Here is an 18,233-nt window from a genome sequence, read left to right as displayed (position 1 = left end):
ATATATGCCTAGTTTGACCTGTATAGCCTTTCATAAAGTGGGTTAATCCTGATTGGATGAGGAAATATGTATTGTTTTCTCATCCATTCTACGGGGGTTTATCAAGGAGATATCAAGAATGTTAGTCAATTTGGTGCGGTCGGCAGCAAGCATGCGTGCTGACTTTGTGAAGCCCGGCGTTACGTTATTTGTTGTTATGTTCATGTCCGTCAACTTGTTTGGTGGCATGGCAGGTGCTGGTGAACGGCCAGACAGTTTTGCAGATCAAGTTGAGCGTCTATCACCAGCGGTGGTCAATATTTCAACCACGACCATTGTCAATGATGGGCAAAGCATGGAAATGCCTCAATTTCCGCCAGGCTCACCTTTTGAAGAGTTTTTCAAAAATTTTGGTGATAACAACCGTAAAAGACGTGCCCAGTCGTTGGGATCAGGTTTTATTATCGATGACAAAGGTATTGTCGTCACCAACCATCATGTTATTGAAAATGCAGAAGAAATTCGGGTCATTTTGTCTGACGAAACCAGCTTTACGGCCAAGGTGCTAGGTCAGGACAAGAAGACCGATATTGCTGTATTGAAAATTGAGCCTGGTGATACAAAGCTTGTATCAGTCAAATTCGGCGACTCAGACGCTTTGCGTGTTGGTGATTGGGTATTGGCGATTGGCAACCCGTTTGGTCTTGGTGGAACGGTGACAGCAGGTATTGTCTCTGCGCGTAGTCGTGATATCGGGAATGGACCTTATGACGATTTCATCCAAACGGATGCATCAATCAACCGCGGTAATTCAGGCGGGCCACTTTTCAATGTTGAAGGCGAAGTGATTGGTATTAATACAGCTATCTTTTCGCAATCAGGTGGATCGGTTGGAATTGGATTTGCCATTTCGTCAAATTTGGCTAGCCGTGTTGCCGATCAGCTATCCGAATTTGGCAAGACGCGCCGAGGTTGGCTAGGTGTATTTATTCAGGAAGTAACTACAGACATCGCTGAGTCTCTGGGGCTTGAAGAAGCTGCGGGTGCTTTGGTATCGACAGTGAATGAAAACAGCCCTGCCTTTGTCGCGGGTGTTGAGCCAGGCGATGTGATCTTAACATTTGATGGCAAAGCCATTGAGCGTATGCGGGATTTACCGCGCATCGTTGCTGAAACAGATATTGGCTCAAAAGTTGATGTCGTACTGTTCCGTCAAGGTAAGAAAATGACAGTGATGGTAGAGCTAGGTGAGCTTGAAAAGGCCGAACTTGTTGGGCTTGTCGACAGCGACTCGGACTCCGAACCTGGTAAAAAGCAGAGCTTTGGAAGCTTGGGCATGTCAGTTCAGGATCTTGATGCCAAACTGGCCGAGGAACTGAGTATTGATCCGGAATTGAAAGGCGTTGTAGTTGTTGACGTTATTCCGGGAAGTCCAGCGGCAGATAAAGGTGTTGCCCCGGGTGACATCATTCGACGCTATGGCCAACGTCGTGTTGATGATGCCCTTGCCCTTGCCAAAGATATTAAGGCAGCAGAAAACGGCGGCAAATCAGGCATCCTCATCTTGGTAGAACGAGATGGCCGTGAACGGTTTGTGCAGATTGGTTTTGCCGATAAAGCAGAATAGCCGGATACTGAACGATATAATAAAGGGCGCCCTTTCAAATAAGAGGGGCGCCTTTTTAGTGGGATTAGTGGAACTGTGTTTGATGGCTAAATCTGGCTGTTAAGAAACAAATTCGTGACGGGCATAGCCCTGAAGATATAGTAAACCGGTCAGATCAGTATGGTTGAGCTGTAACTTTATGTGTTTACGGAGTATTGGTTTGCCTTGAAAGGCAACGCCAAAGCTGGCCGCTTGTAGCATTTCAAGGTCGTTAGCCCCATCACCTATCGTAGCCGCATCAGCCATTGTCAGGTGATGCGTTGCACAATATTGCGCCAGATAGTGAGCCTTTGCGCTGCGGTTCAGGATTGGTTTTCTGACCGTGCCTTCAATCAAGCCAGACGATATGTTCATATGATTGGCATGGTCATCATGAAAGCCGCATATATCCCTGATATGCGCTGTGGCAAAGTCAAATCCCCCAGATATAAGATAACAATAAGCACCATTAGCGCGCATGGTTTTGACAAGTGAAATAGCACCGGCGGTGAGTGTCATGTCATCAAGTAACTGGTTAAATAGAGTTGCCGGTTTTCCTGCTAAGATCGCTACGCGGGCATCGATTGATTCATCAAAATCTATGTTGCCAGCCATTGATTCTTTGGTGATCTGGGCAATTTGATCGTCAAGTCCGGCCATGCGTGCCAAATCGTCAAGCGACTCTGATGTGATGATTGTGCTGTCCATATCGGCAATTAACAGGCGTTTACGGCGGTTCTGGGTGGGAACGATATTCACATCAATATGCATTTCATTCGCAGTATTACGGAGCTTGGCAATATCTATTTCTGTATTATCTGCCACGATTATTTCGGCGGCATGGCTTTTGGCTAACCATGTTGCCTCACCAGCTATATCAATGTCCGGCAATGTTGCTAAAAAAGGAGCCATCCAATCGGCGGCACTTTCTGGCGTAACAGACATCTGGCTGGTAGTGAAAATTATGGCGTAATTCATGACAAGCCTTTGTTTGAAATGAGTGTCTGTTCGTCCTAAGAGCAAGGTATGCAGGGATGTATCATGCCACTATAAATTATGCCATAAAATGCTGGGGTAACATTTATGACGAAACATTACATCATGATCGCGGGGCCGACCGCTTCGGGCAAGTCCAAATTGTCTATCGAGATGGCTATCAGGTTGGATGGGGTCATCATAAATGCAGACTCGATGCAGCTTTATAAAGACCTTCATGTCATTACAGCGCGCCCCTCAGATGCCGATATGGCATTGGCACCGCACCGTCTTTATGGTGTGCTTGATGGCAATATACGGGCATCGGTGGCCATGTGGCTGGAAATGGCCGCTACCGAAATGCAAGCAGCCTGGGACGCTGGTAAAATACCGATTATCATTGGTGGCACAGGGATGTATCTAAATGCTGGCTTGTCTGGGTTGGCGTCAATTCCCGAAGTGCCGCGCGCTGTTCATGATGCCGCTGTTGCGCTTCATACCGATATGGGGGGTGCTGGCTTTCGACAGGCGTTGGCTGAATTTGATCCGGTAACAGCCGCGCGTCTATTTGATGGTGATACCCAGCGGCTTATTCGCGCGATGGGGGTGGTGAAGGCAACCGGACGACCAATCAGCGCATGGCAGGAAGACCCGCATGAAGGCGCGTTTGAAGGTGTGGCAACGACTGTCAAACTGCTACCTGATCGCGATGTTCTTTATAAACGGATAAATGACCGCTTTGATATGATGATAGAGGCAGGGGCGGTTGATGAGGTGAAAACACTATGTGCGCGCAACCTTGATGGTGGCTTGCCCGTGATGAAAGCGTTGGGGGTTCGCCAATTATCAGCATATCTTGATGGTGATGTTGCTAAAGCTGATGCAATTCATCAATCCAAACAGGATAGTCGGCATTACGCAAAACGCCAGATGACATGGCTAAGAAATAATTTTAATGCGAAATTTGAATTGAATAAGAAATATTCGGAAAGTTTTTTTGAAGAAATCTTTGCTAATCTTTGTGAAAATAGGTTGACCTAGAGGTAAAAAACTGGCACCAATCATTAAAGAACTGCCTGAATCACATTGGATTTCTTGTAAAAAAGTTAAAGTTGCAAGAAATATAAGTTGCCTTAACAGCGATTTGGTGTCGTTACAACGGATTAAAAATATGCTTTGCTGCCTTAAATGGCAGCTTTGTTTGTTTACAGATATTACTAAAGGAAAAAATGATGGCTAAGTCATCCCCTGAGAATAGCCCTATGTCCCCCGACGCAGTTACACAGCCTATGGCTGGTGCTGAAATTTTGCTCAAAACGCTCGAAGATGAGGGCGTTGAAGTCATTTTTGGATATCCGGGCGGGGCTGTTCTGCCTATTTATGATGCTTTGTTTAAAAACAATAAGATCCGTCACATACTTGTGCGCCACGAGCAGGCCGCAGTGCATGCGGCAGAAGGTTATGCGCGGTCAACAGGCAAGGTCGGGGTCGTGCTGGTGACTTCTGGCCCAGGGGCAACAAATGCTGTTACTGGCTTGACCGATGCCTTGATGGACTCAGTGCCGGTTGTATGTCTAACAGGCCAAGTACCAACGCATCTTATTGGTAATGATGCATTTCAGGAAGCTGATACCACCGGAATTACGCGTGCTTGTACCAAGCATAACTATCTGGTCAAAGACGGCACCAAACTTCAGCATACTGTAATTGAAGCCTTTCATGTTGCCAGCACCGGACGCCCCGGGCCGGTATTGATTGATTTACCCAAAGATATTTTGATGGGTGAATATGGTTATCATGATACATCCTTGGATGATGCTGTGGCATCAAAGGCGCGCGGGCGCTATTCGGTTGCCACCCGTCCAGATAATGACGTGATCAAGCAGGCTGTGGCGATGCTGAAACGTGCGCGTCGCCCAATCATTTATGGGGGTGGTGGCATCATTAATTCAGGCCCCAGAGCGTCTCAGTTATTGCATGAACTTGTGCATATGACAGGCTGGCCAACAACTTTGACTTTGATGGGGCTAGGCGCATTGCCAGCATCTGACGCTCATTTTCTAGGCATGCTTGGCATGCATGGCACCTATGAAGCTAATCTGGCGATGCATGATTGTGATATTATGTTGAATGTCGGTGCGCGTTTTGACGACCGTGTAACAGGCCGTATTTCAGGTTTCGCACCGAATTCGGAAAAAATTCACATTGATATCGACTCTTCATCAATCAATAAGAATGTTTCGGTTGATCTGGCGGTCATTGGTGATGCGACAGTGGTTCTGGAAATGTTGATTGCCGAGATGAAAGCGCAATCATTTAAACCGCATGCTGAGTCGCTTACATCCTGGTGGAAACAGATTAAAGGCTGGCAGGCACGCAAGTGTCTTGGTTTTGATCAGTCGGGTGATATTATCAAACCCCAGCATGCCATTAAGCGGCTATGTGACATGACGCGTGAACATGATGTCTATGTCACCACTGAAGTTGGTCAGCATCAGATGTGGGCAGCACAATATTTTGATTTCGAAGCGCCTAACCGCTGGATGACATCTGGTGGCTTAGGTACGATGGGGTATGGTCTGCCATCAGCAATGGGCGTTCAGGTGGCGCATCCAGACGCGCTGGTAATCGATATTGCTGGAGAAGCTTCATTCATGATGAATATGCAGGAATTATCGACTCTGGCGCAATATAATTTGCCAGTGAAGATGTTTATCATCAATAACGAATGGATGGGCATGGTTCGGCAATGGCAGGAATTGATTCATGGTGGCCGCTATTCGGAATCCTATAGTGCGTCATTGCCTGATTTTGTTAAACTGGCTGATACCTTTGGCATGACAGGCCTTGTGGCACAATCTGCGAATGAGCTGGATGATGTCATAACGCAAATGCTTGAGACTGATGGGCCGGTCATTGCTGACATTCGCGTAACCAAAGATGAAAACTGTTTTCCCATGATCCCGTCGGGTGCAGCACATAACGAAATGTTGCTTGGTCCAGCTGATCAGGCTGAAAAGCCGATTTCTGAAGAAGGCATGGTGTTGGTCTAGAGCAACCAACTAGATCGCACACTCAAGGAGTTAAGCATGAAGACGACTGACGTGGTAGAACGCCACATAATTTCTGTACTTGTTGATAATGAGCCTGGCGTGTTGGCGCGTGTTATTGGGTTATTTTCCGGACGTGGGTACAATATCGAAAGTTTGACTGTGTCCGAAGTGGATGTGGACATTGCTATCTCGAGAATTTCTATCGTAACCAGCGGTACCCCGATGATAATAGAGCAAATCAAGGCGCAATTATCGCGCCTTGTGCCTATACATGGCGTTTGCGATCTTACCGAGACAACAGCCTTTATCGAACGCGAGCTTGCATTGGTGAAAATTATCAATAAAGGTGATGGGCGGATAGAAGCTTTGAGAATTGCTGACACTTTCCGTGCAAGAACACTAGACAGCACACTAGATAGTTTTGTATTTGAAGTAACAGGAAATTCATCCAAGGTTGGTGCATTCATTGATCTGATGCGCTCGCTTGGTGAGGTCGAAATTGCCCGTACAGGGGTATCGGCTATTTCTAGGGGTAATCTAGTCGATCTTTCGGCTCGGTAGCTTTATGTCTAATCAAGTCACCACCTCTATGTGGTGCAGGCAAGCATGCGCTTGCTTTTACGTTTTTGAACTAGGAGAAACATATCAATGCGTGTCTATTATGATCGTGATGCCGATGTCGGGCTTATCAAAAAGAAAAAGGTCGTTATCGTAGGCTATGGAAGTCAGGGCCATGCCCATGCTGCTAATCTGAAAGACAGTGGCGTTGTTGACGTGGCGGTAGCGCTTCGTCCCGATTCTAGCACGCGGGCTAAAGCCAGCGAAGCTGGTTTTAAGGTTATGGATGTGCCAGAAGCGTCTGCATGGGCAGATGTGGTTATGATGCTGACACCTGACGAATTGCAGGCAGACATCTATTCAGATGAAATTGCCGAAAATATCCGTCCGGGTGCCGCCATTGCATTTGCGCATGGCTTGAATGTCCATTTCAATTTGATTGAGCCACGTGGCGACATTGACGTGATGATGATCGCGCCAAAGGGACCTGGACATACTGTCCGGTCTGAATATGCCAAAGGTGGCGGGGTGCCATGTCTGTTAGCTGTTCATCAGGACGCATCAGGCAATGCGCATGCCATTGGTCTATCATATGCTTCTGCTGTAGGTGGTGGCCGTTCAGGCATCATCGAGACAACATTTCAGGAAGAGTGCGAAACCGATCTGTTCGGTGAGCAGGTCGTTCTTTGTGGTGGTTTGTGTGAGCTTATCAAAGCTGGTTTCGAAACTCTGGTCGAAGCTGGTTATGCACCTGAAATGGCCTATTTTGAGTGTCTGCATGAAGTAAAGCTGATCGTTGATCTGATTTATGAAGGCGGTATCGCAAACATGAATTACTCAATTTCAAACACGGCTGAATATGGTGAATATGTCACGGGTCCTCGGATCGTAACCGAAGAGACCAAGGCTGAGATGAAGCGTGTGCTTGAGGATATTCAGTCAGGCCGATTTACACGTGACTGGATGCTTGAAAATCGCGTTCGTCAGACCAGCTTTAAAGCCACGCGTCGCCGCAATGCAGAACATCCAATTGAAGAAGTTGGTGAGCGTTTGCGCGGTATGATGCCGTGGATTGGTGCAAACCGTCTTGTAGATAAGGCAAAGAACTAGATTTCGCCGCATTTATCATCTACATGTATAAACAAATGGTGACAAAGGACGTATGTTCTTTGTCACATAGGCCTTAAGTTACGCATTGTGTGTAACTAAAATTCTGGAGACACCGAATGATTGGCTCGCTACTTGGTTTGTTTTCGGCAGATATTGGTATTGATCTAGGTACTGCTAATACACTTGTTTATGTTAAGGGTAGGGGCGTGGTTCTGGATGAACCATCTGTCGTTGCGATGGCTGAAATGAGAGGTAAGACTCAGGTTTTGGCTGTTGGTGAAGAAGCAAAAGTGATGCTGGGTAAAACACCTGGCAACATTCGCGCGATCCGGCCAATGGCTGATGGTGTGATTGCTGATTTTGAAGTCGCCGAAGAAATGATTAAGCACTTTATCCGCAAGGTTAATGGTCGTTTATCATTTGCCAGCCCACAGGTTATTATTTGTGTTCCTTCGGGGTCAACAGCTGTTGAACGCCGCGCTATTCAGGAGTCGGCTGAGGCCGCTGGTGCGCGCCGTGTATTTCTGATCGAAGAACCAATGGCCGCCGCTATCGGTGCTGCCTTGCCTGTGACCGAACCATCAGGTTCTATGGTCGTTGATATTGGCGGTGGCACAACCGAGGTGGCTATTCTTTCCCTTGGTAATATTGTCTTTGCCCATTCAGTTCGCGTCGGTGGTGATAAAATTGACGAAGCGATCATCGCCTATATGCGGCGCACGCATAATTTGCTGATTGGTGAAGCAAGCGCCGAGCGCATCAAGAAAACAATTGGTATTGCCCGCAAGCCTGAAAAAAGCAGTGGGACAAAAATCGAGGTGCGTGGTCGTGACCTTGTAAATGGTGTGCCAAAAGAAATTACGATTACCGAAGCACAAGTTGCCGAAGCCATCTCAGATCCGGTTCGCCAGATTGTTGACGGTGTGAAAATGGCACTTGAACAGGCGCCGCCTGAACTTGCTGCCGATATTGTCGAAAAAGGCATTGTCATGACAGGTGGCGGGGCGTTGTTACGTGATATTGATGGTGTGCTTCGTGATGCGACAGGGCTTCCTATATCGATTGCCGAAAACCCGCTTAGCTGTGTGGCTCTTGGAACCGGACGTTGCCTTGAGGAACTCAAAACTTTGCGGAATGTGCTGATCGGCGCTTAGGGTAGGCATGGCTATGCGAGCGTCTGATAAACATAGGGTCAGACAAAGGCGTGTCGCGCATGGTCTGCTAATGGTGATAAGCTTTTCGCTGATGTTTGTCGGCAAGGCAGACATATTGGCGTGGCGTAATGCCCAGATGGGCGCGAACGATTTTCTTGCGCCCGCCATTGATTTCATTTCCATTCCTGTCCGTGGTGTTGAAACCATGGTAGAAGGCATCCGTACAGTTGCGTCATTGCGTGCTGAAAACGTTCGCCTTGTGGCCGAAAATGATTTGCTGAAACGCTGGCAAAGACGCGCTGAGATTCTTGAAAGTGAGAACCGCCAGCTACGAAGTGTTACAGGTGCGCTTGCGCCTAAAGGGCGTGTACCATTGACCGCACGTGCTGTGACGGCTCCTGGTGGCAGTTTTGCCCATACAGTGCTGGTTTCGAATGGGGCTGATAAAGGTGTGCAACCTGGCAATCCGGTTGTTACAGCTGATGGGCTGGTTGGTATGGTCGTTGATGTCGGGGCATCACATTCGCGCGTTTTGCTGATTAGTGATATTAATGCGCGAATACCAGTTATTCTTGCATCATCATCTTGGCCCGGTTTGACAATGGGCAAGAATGGTACCTATCTTGAATTAGCTTTTCTACCTGAGGAGGCAGTGCCATCATTAGGTGAATTGGTGCTGACATCTGGCCATGGTGGTGTTTTGCCAGCAGGATTGCCAGTTGGCCGCGTCGATCTTGTCGAGAAGGGTTTCGTAAGAATTAAGCCTGCAGTCGATTTTCGGCATCTGAGTTTTGTCTCTGTCCTTTTGGGAGGACTAGAGGGCGTTGATACAAATAATTTGGAACTCGAAGAATTCTATACACCCTTGCCCATTGATGAAAACACACGCTTACTTGAAGGCGTTAATGCTTCAGGGGCGCGGCAATAATGAAAAAGACAGGACAGTATTTCGAAAAAGCAATGGAGCATTCTGAGGTATCAGGACGCTTTTTAATCGGCTTTGTTGGTATAATTTTGGTGCTGTTTGAAGGGGCGTTGGCTAGCTGGCCAATATTTTATGGCGCAGTGCCATTATTATCGCTGATTTTCATCTACTGGATGACGCTATATCATAATAAATTGATGCCATTTATTACAATTTTTATCATGGGGTTGCTTTCAGATATTCTGTTTTCCGATCTTATCGGTGGTCGTGCAACATCCTATATGCTTCTTGTTTTGTTTATGAATTTGCGTGTAACTGATCCCCAAGATGATGAATTCCTGAAAGTATGGATCAATTTTGTGATCGCCATCATTGCGGTTATGTTGTTTCAGCTTATTTTCTTTTCGGCAATCAACTTTGCTATTCCATCATTATCACCAATGATGTTCCAGATTGGCGTGACGTTGATACTCTTTCCAATTTCTTATATTTTTCTTTTTGCTATTTCAAATTTGCTTGAGCGCATAAAGGTGTTCGCGTGAATAGGGCAAAGGAAAGAGATTTTCGCCGCAATGTGTCGCGGCGTAGTGCCGTCTTGGGTATTGGTCAACTATTGTTGACGGGGTTTTTGGGTGGCCGTCTGTATCAGCTTCAAGTTACACAGAATCGTCGTTATAAGAGGCTTTCAGATAAAAACCAGTTTGATCTTCGTGTTGTAGCGCCCCCGCGTGGGCGGATTTATGATAACAAGATGCGCCTGATCGCTGGTAATGCCGAGTCGTTCCAGCTGAGAATGACGCCTATGCATGTCAAGGATATGGCTAGGACGCTTCGGTCACTTTCTAGAGTTATTAACCTGCCGGATTCGGTTCAGGCCAGTGTGCTAGAAACGGCAAAAAAACAGCCATCTTTCCGCGAATTGATTGTACGACGCAACCTTACGCAGCGTGAATTGGCGCGCCTAGCTATACGAAGTGCTTATTTTTCCGGTGTTTCTTTTGAAAAGTCGTTACGGCGTATTTATCCTCAAGGTGCCTTAACCTGTCATATCACGGGATATGTGTCGCCAATCAGCAGCGATGAAATCGAACGTGATAGCAGCTTGCTACAAATGCCTGATTTATCGACAGGAAAAATTGGCGTTGAATATGCACAAGAGCCAAGCTTACGCGGTATGCCTGGCTATGAAAGAATTGAAGTCAATGCACGTGGGCGCCCCATTCGCGTGTTGCGCGATACCGATCCCAAGGCAGGCAACGATCTTAAGCTATCCATCGATATTGGTGTGCAGCTTCATGCTAGCAAGGTTTTGCGTCATGGACGCTCAGAAGTCGTGTCTTTTGGCGAAAAGGATGTTCAGGCTGGCTTGGCCACTAATCCAGAACTGGTTGCGCATATTACCAGCGGCGATGATCTGATCTTGCGTGATTCAAAAGGGCGTTTGACGCCGCCTGAGTCTGGTGCGGCAGTGGTCATGGACATTCATACAGGTAACGTCGTTTCCTTGGTTTCAACGCCAATGTATGACCCGAATATGTTTACTGAAAAACTGCTGACACGCGACTGGCGGCGATTGAACAACCATCCGCGGCGGCCATTATTGAATCGTTCAACGTCTGGGATGTATGCCCCGGGATCAACCTTTAAAATGGTGGTTGGCCTTGCCGCACTTGAAGCCGGCATCATTTCCGAAACATCATCTTTTTTCTGTAAAGGTGATATGGAGCTTGGCAACGCAACATTTCATTGCTGGCGTAAAGGTGGGCACGGACGCATGAATATCACTTCGGCGTTGGAACAGTCCTGTGATGTTTATTTTTATGAAGTGGCGTTAAAAACCGGCATTAAACGCATCCGGAATATGGCTCTTCGGCTTGGGCTTGGCGATGTTACAGGTCTTGATATACCTGGTGAAAAGTCAGGTATTATTCCTAGTCATGAATGGAAACTGGCAACGCACGGAAAAGTCTGGACACCTGGCGAAACAGTTGTGGCAGCGATTGGGCAGGGCTATGTGCTGACAACACCGCTTCAACTTGCGGTCATGACGGCAAGAATTGCCAATGGAAAATATGCGGTTAACCCATCGCTGGTTATGCATGATCCAAATACCCCCCCCGTTTTTGAACCGCTTAATATTCCAGAATCAGCTTTGGCAATAATTCGTAAAGGTATGCTTGCGGTTACAGATGGGCCGTTGGGCACAGCGCGAAACTATGCGTTATCCAAGACATATGGTGGCATGGCAGGCAAAACAGGTACGGTGCAGGTAAAGCGCATTACCAAACAGCAACGCGAGGACGGTATCACCAAGAACATCGACCGTCCGTGGAAAGAACGTGACCACGCTTTATTTGTAGCCTATGCGCCCATTATCGCGCCTAAATATGCGATTTCAATAGTGGTTGAGCATGGTGGTAGTGGATCATCAATGGCGGCGCCGATTGCCCGCGATATTATGGCCAAAACAATTTCAGAGCTGGGCGTATGATCAGCGTTAGCAAAGTCATGTTCCGGATACCATGGCATATTATTTTTCTTGCTGGCATTCTGGTTGTGGTGGGATCACTGGCATTATATTCAGCATCTGAAGGGTCATGGGTGCCATGGGCAGGGCGTCATGCCATGCGTGCGGGTGCTGGTCTGGCGATTGTCATCATCTTCGCCTTTATAGATTTCAAATATATACGCGCGGTTGTTTATCCATTATTTCTGGCCACAATTGTTGTTCTGATTTTACTTTTGTTTATTGGAACAGGTAGCGGCGTGTCACGCTGGATCACCATTGGTGGTTTTACGTTTCAGCCATCAGAGCCAGCTAAAATTGCCGTTATAATGGCGCTTGCGCGTTATTTTGATGAACAACCAGCGGATAAATTTCAGTCAATCCTGACCTATTTGCCAACCTTGGTACTTGTTGGCGTGCCCTTTTTGCTGGTGCTAAAACAGCCAGACCTTGGTACTGCGCTCATGCTGTTTTTAGGGGCTGTTGCTGTTATTTTTGTCGCTGGCATACCTTGGCGCTATGTAGCGATTGCGTTCCTCTCAGGTTGTGCGGCCATTCCTGTCTTATGGATGAATTTGCATGCCTATCAGAAAGCGCGGGTTATGACATTTCTGAACCCTGAGGCTGATCTGCTTGGAACGGGTTATCAGATTACCCAGTCAAAAATTGCATTGGGGTCAGGGGGCATGTTTGGCAAAGGTTTTCTGCTAGGCAGTCAAGCCCATCTGAACTACTTGCCAGAAAAACAGACGGATTTTGTCTTTACCATGATTGGTGAGGAATTTGGCCTTGTCGGCAATTTGTTTATATTGCTGATATATATGCTGATCGTTGCCGCGATTTTGCATATCAGCTACCGCGTGGCGTCACGATTTGCCCAGCTAACCTGTGTTGGCATTGCCGTCATGTTATTTCTTTATATGTTCGTTAATGTTGCCATGGTGACAGGCTTACTGCCTGTTGTTGGCGCCCCGCTGCCGCTGATTTCATATGGGGGCACTGCCATGCTTACGGTATTTGTTGGTATCGGCATTGTGGCGAGCGCCAGTGTGCATGATCGCATTGAACAGTAAAATTAAAAGACTAAATTAGTTTAATGTAGTTTACTGATGAAATTATAACAAAACCTGTACAAGCATGATTTTACCCGCTGTGCATGGAAAGGAATAAGATGTTTGAATCGTTTTTCCCTAGACCAAAATTGTTTTTTTCAAGCTTGCTCATATGGGCAACCATTGTGGTTTTGTTCTGGTTCACCCTAGGGACAGATGTTGGCACGCTTCTTGGGTTTGAGTTTGCGGAAGAAGGGGCGCCACCAGTCATAGGGATGGGTTTTTTCGTCACGCCAAGTTTTTTATGGTTCTATCTATATTATATTTTGGCAACGGTTCCGTTCTGGTTGTTCTGGCAAAAAATATCCCCCAGCAAATGGCATAGATGGTCAATCCTTGGGTCAGCTCTTATCCTGTTCAGCACTTATTATGGCGTTCAGGTGTCTGTCGCCATCAATCACTGGCGCCGTCCGTTTGGTGACACGCTTCAAAATTCGTTAATGGGTGAAGGTAACGTCACTATTGGTGATTTTTATGCGCTTATGGGAACGTTTGCCGAAATCGCTTTTATCGCGGTTGCAATCTTCACATTCACGCGTTTTTTTGTAAGTCATTACGTGTTTCGTTGGCGTACAGCGATGAATGAATATTATACCGCACAATGGAATCGTGTGCGTCATGTTGAAGGCGCATCACAGCGTATTCAGGAAGACACGCAACGATTTGCTAGCATTGTTGAAGGGCTGGGCGTCTCAATCGTTGATTCCATAATGACATTATTTGCCTTTCTTCCAATTTTGTTTGAATTGTCTGTGCATGTGACCGAGCTTCCAATCGTGGGAGAGATACCAGCGCCATTAATGACAGCTGTTTTGTTCTGGTCTCTATTTGGAACAGTTTTGCTGGCGGTGGTTGGCGTTAAACTGCCAGGTCTTTATTTTAAAAACCAGCGCGTTGAAGCGGCATTCAGAAAAGAACTCGTACTTGGTGAAGATGATTCCAACCGTGCGGCTCCAATAACTTTGGAAGAGTTGTTCATGAATGTAAGGCGGAACTATTTCAAACTTTATTTTCACTATCTGTATTTCAACGTCACGCGATCATTATATTTACAGGCCGATAATTTGTTTGCCTATTTTATTCTGGTCCCAACAATTGTCGCTGCCAAAATCACCTATGGTATTTTACAGCAGATTTTGACAGCCTTTGGTCAGGTCGCGTCTTCATTCCAGTTTTTGGTCAATTCATGGCCTACAATCGTTGAATTATTATCTATTCACAAACGCCTGGCATCATTCGAGGCTGCTATGGCAGATATGCCATTGCCAAAAATCGATCAGGACTATCTTGATGCGCAAAGGAAAATAGAGGATTAGTGAACTGGAATTTTTACCGGTTGATAATCGTGCTACTAGAAAATGTGCCAAGGGTGGGGATGATCACAACCTCACCCCCGCGCGCATTGACAATATCTGCGCCGACAACATCTGTTGCTGTATAATCGCCGCCTTTTATGATGACATCGGGCTGTAATATGCTGACAAGATCAAGCGGCGTATCTTCATCAAACACGGCAACGCCATCAATAAAGGGGAGGGATGACAGCACGCTTGCGCGACTGTCACAGGCCTGCAATGGGCGGCTATTGCCCTTTAGGCGCTTTACCGAACGATCGCTATTTACCCCTACGATCAGGCGCTCACAATACGAAGCGGCCTGTTGCAACAGATAAATATGTCCCGGATGCAATAAATCAAAACATCCATTGGTAAATCCTATTTTGACACCATTTTCACGCCATTGTCGGCATTGTTCGGCCCAATGGGGCCAGTCAGTCGCAATTTGTGGCGCGTGAAGTTGGCCAAGAACCTCGCCAGGGCTGACAATGGCTGTGCCAGATTTTGCAACAGCAACACCAGCGGCAAGATTGGCAATATCAACAGCAAGCGGAGGTTCAATATTTTGCGCCACACATGCGGCAACTGCGGCGACAACAGTATCGCCAGCACCCGATACATCGAATACGTCCCGGGCTGTTGCTGCCCCATGAATTGTTGTGCCGCCTGCCATAGTCAAAACCATGCCTCGGGCACTCAATGTTGCCAAAATGGCACCAAGTTCATGTTTGATAACAAGGTCATGCGCGACTGTGACTATATCATCTATATCGGTCAGTGTTGCATCACTGGCTGCACGCAATTCGGCCAGATTGGGGGTCAGAATATCCACACCATGATAAGCTGAAAAATCAGCCAGTTTCGGATCAGCTACAGATTTGATTCCTGCCTTTTTACATAAAGCGACAATCTTCTGAATGATGGTTGGCGTCAGACATCCTTTTGCATAGTCGGAAATAATCACCGCATCAACAGCCGGCGTGGATTTCAGGCTGACTTCAATCTGGCTAAGAATGGCTTTGGTCGCATCAGATGCAAGCGGTGACATGTCTTCATCATCAACCCGCAAAATTTGCTGGCCTGCCGCCCGATAGCGTGTTTTTAACGTTGTTGGGCGTCCGGCAACTATGTGAGGCAGAAATGTAATTGATGGATTCTTGCCCAGTTCAGCAACAAGAAGCTGTCCAGATTCATCGTCACCAATGACGCCGATCAATGTTGTTTTTGCACCAAGAAAAGCCAAATTACAGGCAACATTGGCACTGCCGCCTGGCATCTGTTTGACGGCTGATTTTTCTAGAATGGGAACGGGGGCTTCGGGAGAAATGCGGCTGACATGTCCATCGACAAACCGATCAAGCATCACATCACCCACAACAAGAATATGGCTGTCTTGAATGGTGCAAAATGCCTGTGAAATGGTAGCAAGGTCAGCAGTCATCCATTCATTTCCTTATTTTGATACGCCTGTATGTTCACGCTTCCGGCCTATGTGTTTTGTTTTTTGTCTTGTGCGCGTTTGCGAAATACGGTGGCTGCATTATCTATATTTTTCTGTTTACCACGGGCAATAGCAATGGCGTTATCTGGCACATCGTTTGTGATAGTACTGCCAGCACCTACTATGGCGTTTGCACCAATGCTTATAGGCGCAACAAGTGCCGAATTTGACCCTATAAAGGCGCGATCACCAATAAGGGTTTTAAATTTGTTGGCACCATCATAGTTGCAGGTGATTGTACCCGCGCCAATATTTGCATGCTCTCCAATCGTTGCATCACCAAGATATGTCAAATGGTTGGCTTTGGCACCATTGGCAAGGTTGGTGTTTTTGGTTTCAACAAAATTCCCAATTTTGACGCCATCCCCAGCTATTGTTCCCGGGCGAAGCCGTGCATAGGGACCAATGATACAGCAGGGGCCCAAGCGCGCACCTTCCAGATGTGAGAATGACTTGATTATACTGCCTTCACCAATATGCGTGCCTGTACCAATCACGACATGCGGTTCGATAATGACATCCTGTTCGATTACGGCATCTGCAGATAGGAAAACAGTTTCAGGTGCAAGCATCGTCACACCTTGATCCATAACGATTGAACGCAAACGTGACTGGATGATACCCTCGACCTTGGCAAGGTCAGCACGATTATTGACGCCGATGACTTCAGCTTCATCAGTTTCACATGTAGCTACCTTGAGTCCACGTTCATTCGCAATATGAACTATATCGGTCAGATAAATTTCACCATTGGCATTATCATCAGAAACCGCGTCTAAAAGGTCAAATATAAGTGGGCATGCAACCGCCATGACACCACCATTTACGAAATCTATCTGGCGTTCAGTTTCATTGGCATCTTTATGCTCTATAATTGCGTTCAACTGCCCGTCTTCGCTACAGATGAACCGTCCGTATCCACTCGGGTCATCTGCATGAAAGCCAAGCACGGCAATATTGGCACCATCTGCAATATGGCGGGTAAGTTGGCTTAGGGTGGTGGCGGTAATTAATGGCGTATCACCAAACATGACCAGCGCAACACCAGAAAATCCCCCCAGTTTGTCTTTGGCGGCCAATACAGCATGGCCGGTACCACGGGCTTCTTGCTGAATTGCGAATTCAATATCGCCAAGCCAACTTTGGGTTGTTTCCGAATGCTGGGGTAATACAGTTACGATGCGTTTTGTCCCAAGTGCCTGTGCTGCATTGAGTGACCAACCAAGCATCGGCATACCGCCCACCTGATGAAGTGGTTTTGGTAAAGCAGATTTCATCCGTGTGCCTTGACCGGCAGCTAGAATAATTGCGACAATGTTCATGTCACTCTTATAGAATGAAACACGCCAAATTCCAAACAAATGCCATTAACTATGCTATGTTTTAGTAAATTGACGCCCTATGTCGAAAAACTGTTGTTACAGCGATGGCATGCCTTTCATTTGCCGCAAAATGTCTTTATCAACAAAACATGAATGAGCTTGGCATAATCATGCCTTGGCATAGATATGAAGAGGTGTGACGATGTGCGGTATTGTTGGGGCGATTGGAAATCAGGCTTGTAGTCCACTTTTGCTTGATGCCCTAAAAAGGCTTGAATATCGTGGTTATGACAGTTCGGGCATTGTTACGCTTGATGGCGCGACCTTTGACCTTCGTCGTGCAGTTGGCAAGCTTGTAAATCTTGATGCGGTTCTGACGCAAAACCCACTTTCAGGAACAGTCGGCATTGGTCATACACGCTGGGCAACGCATGGCGGTGTATCCGAGATGAATGCGCATCCGCATGTGGCATCAGACCGGGTGGCAATAGTCCATAACGGCATTATCGAAAATTATCGACCAATCCGCGCTCGTTTAATAGAGCAAGGCCATACATTTGCCAGCGATACCGATAGCGAGGTTCTAGCGCATTTATTTGTCGAGGCCTTTGATGCTGGTCTGGATCCAAGCCAGGCTATGCAAAAGGTTTTAGCGGAAATCAGAGGCGCCTATGCTTTTGCCGCTATTGCACAAGATTTTCCTGATGTGATTATGGTAGCGCGCAATGCATCACCGTTGGCAATCGGTCTGGGCGATGACGGCTCTTATATCGGGTCGGATGCAACGGCACTTGCGCATCTGACACGTAAAGTTCTTTATCTCAAAGATCATGATTATGCGCTTGTGCGTGCAGATGGTGTGGATATTTTTCTCAGCGATGGTACCCCGGCAAACCGCGAGACGGTCATTGTGGCCGCTAGCCCGGGCATGATCGATAAGGGTGGCTATCGTCATTTCATGGAAAAGGAAATCCATGAACAACCGGATGCCATTCTGAATTCATTAGCAGGCATGACTGGGGATGATGGCCGCATATCAGCCAAAATGTCGCGTGA

14 protein-coding genes and 1 pseudogene are annotated in these 18,233 nt (G+C 47.0%); 12 read left to right on the top strand and 3 right to left on the bottom strand.

What is annotated here, in order from left to right:
* Positions 1-118: 118 nt before the first annotated feature.
* Positions 119-1,606 carry a DegQ family serine endoprotease gene (locus ABNT28_RS01070; RefSeq protein ID WP_332924239.1) on the top strand — a complete coding sequence of 496 codons (1,488 nt, stop codon included), beginning with the start codon at positions 119-121 and terminating at the stop codon, positions 1,604-1,606.
* 99 nt (positions 1,607-1,705) lie between these two features.
* On the opposite strand, the gene serB is transcribed toward ABNT28_RS01070, so the two are convergent.
* Positions 1,706-2,602, bottom strand: coding sequence for a phosphoserine phosphatase SerB (gene serB / locus ABNT28_RS01065; RefSeq protein WP_348720866.1), 897 nt, complete (start codon positions 2,600-2,602; stop codon positions 1,706-1,708).
* 105 nt (positions 2,603-2,707) lie between these two features.
* Here serB and miaA point away from each other — a divergent pair, with 105 nt between their 5' ends.
* From miaA to sbmA, 10 genes are all read left to right on the top strand, one after another.
* The gene (gene miaA / locus ABNT28_RS01060) at positions 2,708-3,640 is read left to right on the top strand and encodes a tRNA (adenosine(37)-N6)-dimethylallyltransferase MiaA (RefSeq protein ID WP_348720865.1); all 933 of its coding nucleotides are present in this window, start codon (positions 2,708-2,710) and stop codon (positions 3,638-3,640) included.
* A 191-nt stretch (positions 3,641-3,831) separates the two neighbouring features.
* Complete coding sequence (locus ABNT28_RS01055; RefSeq protein ID WP_332924242.1) at positions 3,832-5,652, top strand: acetolactate synthase 3 large subunit; 1,821 nt, start codon at positions 3,832-3,834, stop codon at positions 5,650-5,652.
* Positions 5,653-5,688: 36 nt separating this feature from the next.
* Positions 5,689-6,213 (top strand): acetolactate synthase small subunit, encoded by a 525-nt coding sequence (gene ilvN / locus ABNT28_RS01050; RefSeq protein ID WP_332924243.1) that lies wholly within the window; start codon positions 5,689-5,691, stop codon positions 6,211-6,213.
* Between the two features lie 87 nt (positions 6,214-6,300).
* Positions 6,301-7,320, top strand: a complete 1,020-nt coding sequence (gene ilvC / locus ABNT28_RS01045) for a ketol-acid reductoisomerase (protein ID WP_332924244.1) — start codon at positions 6,301-6,303, stop codon at positions 7,318-7,320.
* Between the two features lie 116 nt (positions 7,321-7,436).
* Positions 7,437-8,474, top strand: coding sequence for a rod shape-determining protein (locus ABNT28_RS01040; protein ID WP_013045582.1), 1,038 nt, complete (start codon positions 7,437-7,439; stop codon positions 8,472-8,474).
* A 13-nt stretch (positions 8,475-8,487) separates the two neighbouring features.
* The gene (gene mreC, locus ABNT28_RS01035; protein WP_332924245.1) at positions 8,488-9,402 is read left to right on the top strand and encodes a rod shape-determining protein MreC; all 915 of its coding nucleotides are present in this window, start codon (positions 8,488-8,490) and stop codon (positions 9,400-9,402) included.
* Positions 9,402-9,941: a rod shape-determining protein MreD gene (gene mreD, locus ABNT28_RS01030; protein ID WP_332924246.1), complete on the top strand. Its 540-nt coding sequence runs from the start codon at positions 9,402-9,404 to the stop codon at positions 9,939-9,941. The genes mreC and mreD overlap by 1 nt, the downstream gene beginning before the upstream one ends.
* Positions 9,938-11,890 (top strand): penicillin-binding protein 2, encoded by a 1,953-nt coding sequence (gene mrdA, locus ABNT28_RS01025; RefSeq protein ID WP_332924247.1) that lies wholly within the window; start codon positions 9,938-9,940, stop codon positions 11,888-11,890. The genes mreD and mrdA overlap by 4 nt, the downstream gene beginning before the upstream one ends.
* Complete coding sequence (gene rodA / locus ABNT28_RS01020; RefSeq protein WP_332924248.1) at positions 11,887-12,978, top strand: rod shape-determining protein RodA; 1,092 nt, start codon at positions 11,887-11,889, stop codon at positions 12,976-12,978. The genes mrdA and rodA overlap by 4 nt, the downstream gene beginning before the upstream one ends.
* A gap of 98 nt (positions 12,979-13,076) precedes the next feature.
* A complete protein-coding gene (sbmA, locus tag ABNT28_RS01015; protein WP_332924249.1) occupies positions 13,077-14,333 on the top strand; it encodes a peptide antibiotic transporter SbmA in 1,257 nt (418 codons plus the stop codon).
* Positions 14,334-14,346: 13 nt separating this feature from the next.
* On the opposite strand, the gene ABNT28_RS01010 is transcribed toward sbmA, so the two are convergent.
* Both ABNT28_RS01010 and glmU read right to left on the bottom strand, forming a co-directional pair.
* The gene (locus ABNT28_RS01010; RefSeq protein ID WP_348720863.1) at positions 14,347-15,795 is read right to left on the bottom strand and encodes a bifunctional heptose 7-phosphate kinase/heptose 1-phosphate adenyltransferase; all 1,449 of its coding nucleotides are present in this window, start codon (positions 15,793-15,795) and stop codon (positions 14,347-14,349) included.
* 47 nt (positions 15,796-15,842) lie between these two features.
* The gene (glmU, locus tag ABNT28_RS01005) at positions 15,843-17,177 is read right to left on the bottom strand and encodes a bifunctional UDP-N-acetylglucosamine diphosphorylase/glucosamine-1-phosphate N-acetyltransferase GlmU (protein ID WP_332924251.1); all 1,335 of its coding nucleotides are present in this window, start codon (positions 17,175-17,177) and stop codon (positions 15,843-15,845) included.
* A 202-nt stretch (positions 17,178-17,379) separates the two neighbouring features.
* On the opposite strand from glmU, the pseudogene ABNT28_RS01000 reads away from it, so the two are divergent.
* A pseudogene (locus ABNT28_RS01000) lies at positions 17,380-18,233 on the top strand (glutamine--fructose-6-phosphate aminotransferase); the annotation flags it as partial.

This window comes from uncultured Candidatus Puniceispirillum sp. (genome assembly GCF_963979125.1).
Lineage (GTDB): Bacteria > Pseudomonadota > Alphaproteobacteria > Puniceispirillales > Puniceispirillaceae > Puniceispirillum.
This window is presented reverse-complemented; position numbering and strand designations above follow the sequence as displayed.

What these genes read in the sequence shown, in the direction of transcription:
- ABNT28_RS01070 (WP_332924239.1), top strand. Translation starts at nt 119, where the DNA reads ATGTTAGTCAATTTGGTGCGGTCGGCAGCAAGCATGCGTGCTGACTTT.
- serB (WP_348720866.1), bottom strand. Translation starts at nt 2,602, where the DNA reads ATGAATTACGCCATAATTTTCACTACCAGCCAGATGTCTGTTACGCCA.
- miaA (WP_348720865.1), top strand. Translation starts at nt 2,708, where the DNA reads ATGACGAAACATTACATCATGATCGCGGGGCCGACCGCTTCGGGCAAG.
- ABNT28_RS01055 (WP_332924242.1), top strand. Translation starts at nt 3,832, where the DNA reads ATGGCTAAGTCATCCCCTGAGAATAGCCCTATGTCCCCCGACGCAGTT.
- ilvN (WP_332924243.1), top strand. Translation starts at nt 5,689, where the DNA reads ATGAAGACGACTGACGTGGTAGAACGCCACATAATTTCTGTACTTGTT.
- ilvC (WP_332924244.1), top strand. Translation starts at nt 6,301, where the DNA reads ATGCGTGTCTATTATGATCGTGATGCCGATGTCGGGCTTATCAAAAAG.
- ABNT28_RS01040 (WP_013045582.1), top strand. Translation starts at nt 7,437, where the DNA reads ATGATTGGCTCGCTACTTGGTTTGTTTTCGGCAGATATTGGTATTGAT.
- mreC (WP_332924245.1), top strand. Translation starts at nt 8,488, where the DNA reads ATGCGAGCGTCTGATAAACATAGGGTCAGACAAAGGCGTGTCGCGCAT.
- mreD (WP_332924246.1), top strand. Translation starts at nt 9,402, where the DNA reads ATGAAAAAGACAGGACAGTATTTCGAAAAAGCAATGGAGCATTCTGAG.
- rodA (WP_332924248.1), top strand. Translation starts at nt 11,887, where the DNA reads ATGATCAGCGTTAGCAAAGTCATGTTCCGGATACCATGGCATATTATT.
- sbmA (WP_332924249.1), top strand. Translation starts at nt 13,077, where the DNA reads ATGTTTGAATCGTTTTTCCCTAGACCAAAATTGTTTTTTTCAAGCTTG.
- ABNT28_RS01010 (WP_348720863.1), bottom strand. Translation starts at nt 15,795, where the DNA reads ATGACTGCTGACCTTGCTACCATTTCACAGGCATTTTGCACCATTCAA.
- glmU (WP_332924251.1), bottom strand. Translation starts at nt 17,177, where the DNA reads ATGAACATTGTCGCAATTATTCTAGCTGCCGGTCAAGGCACACGGATG.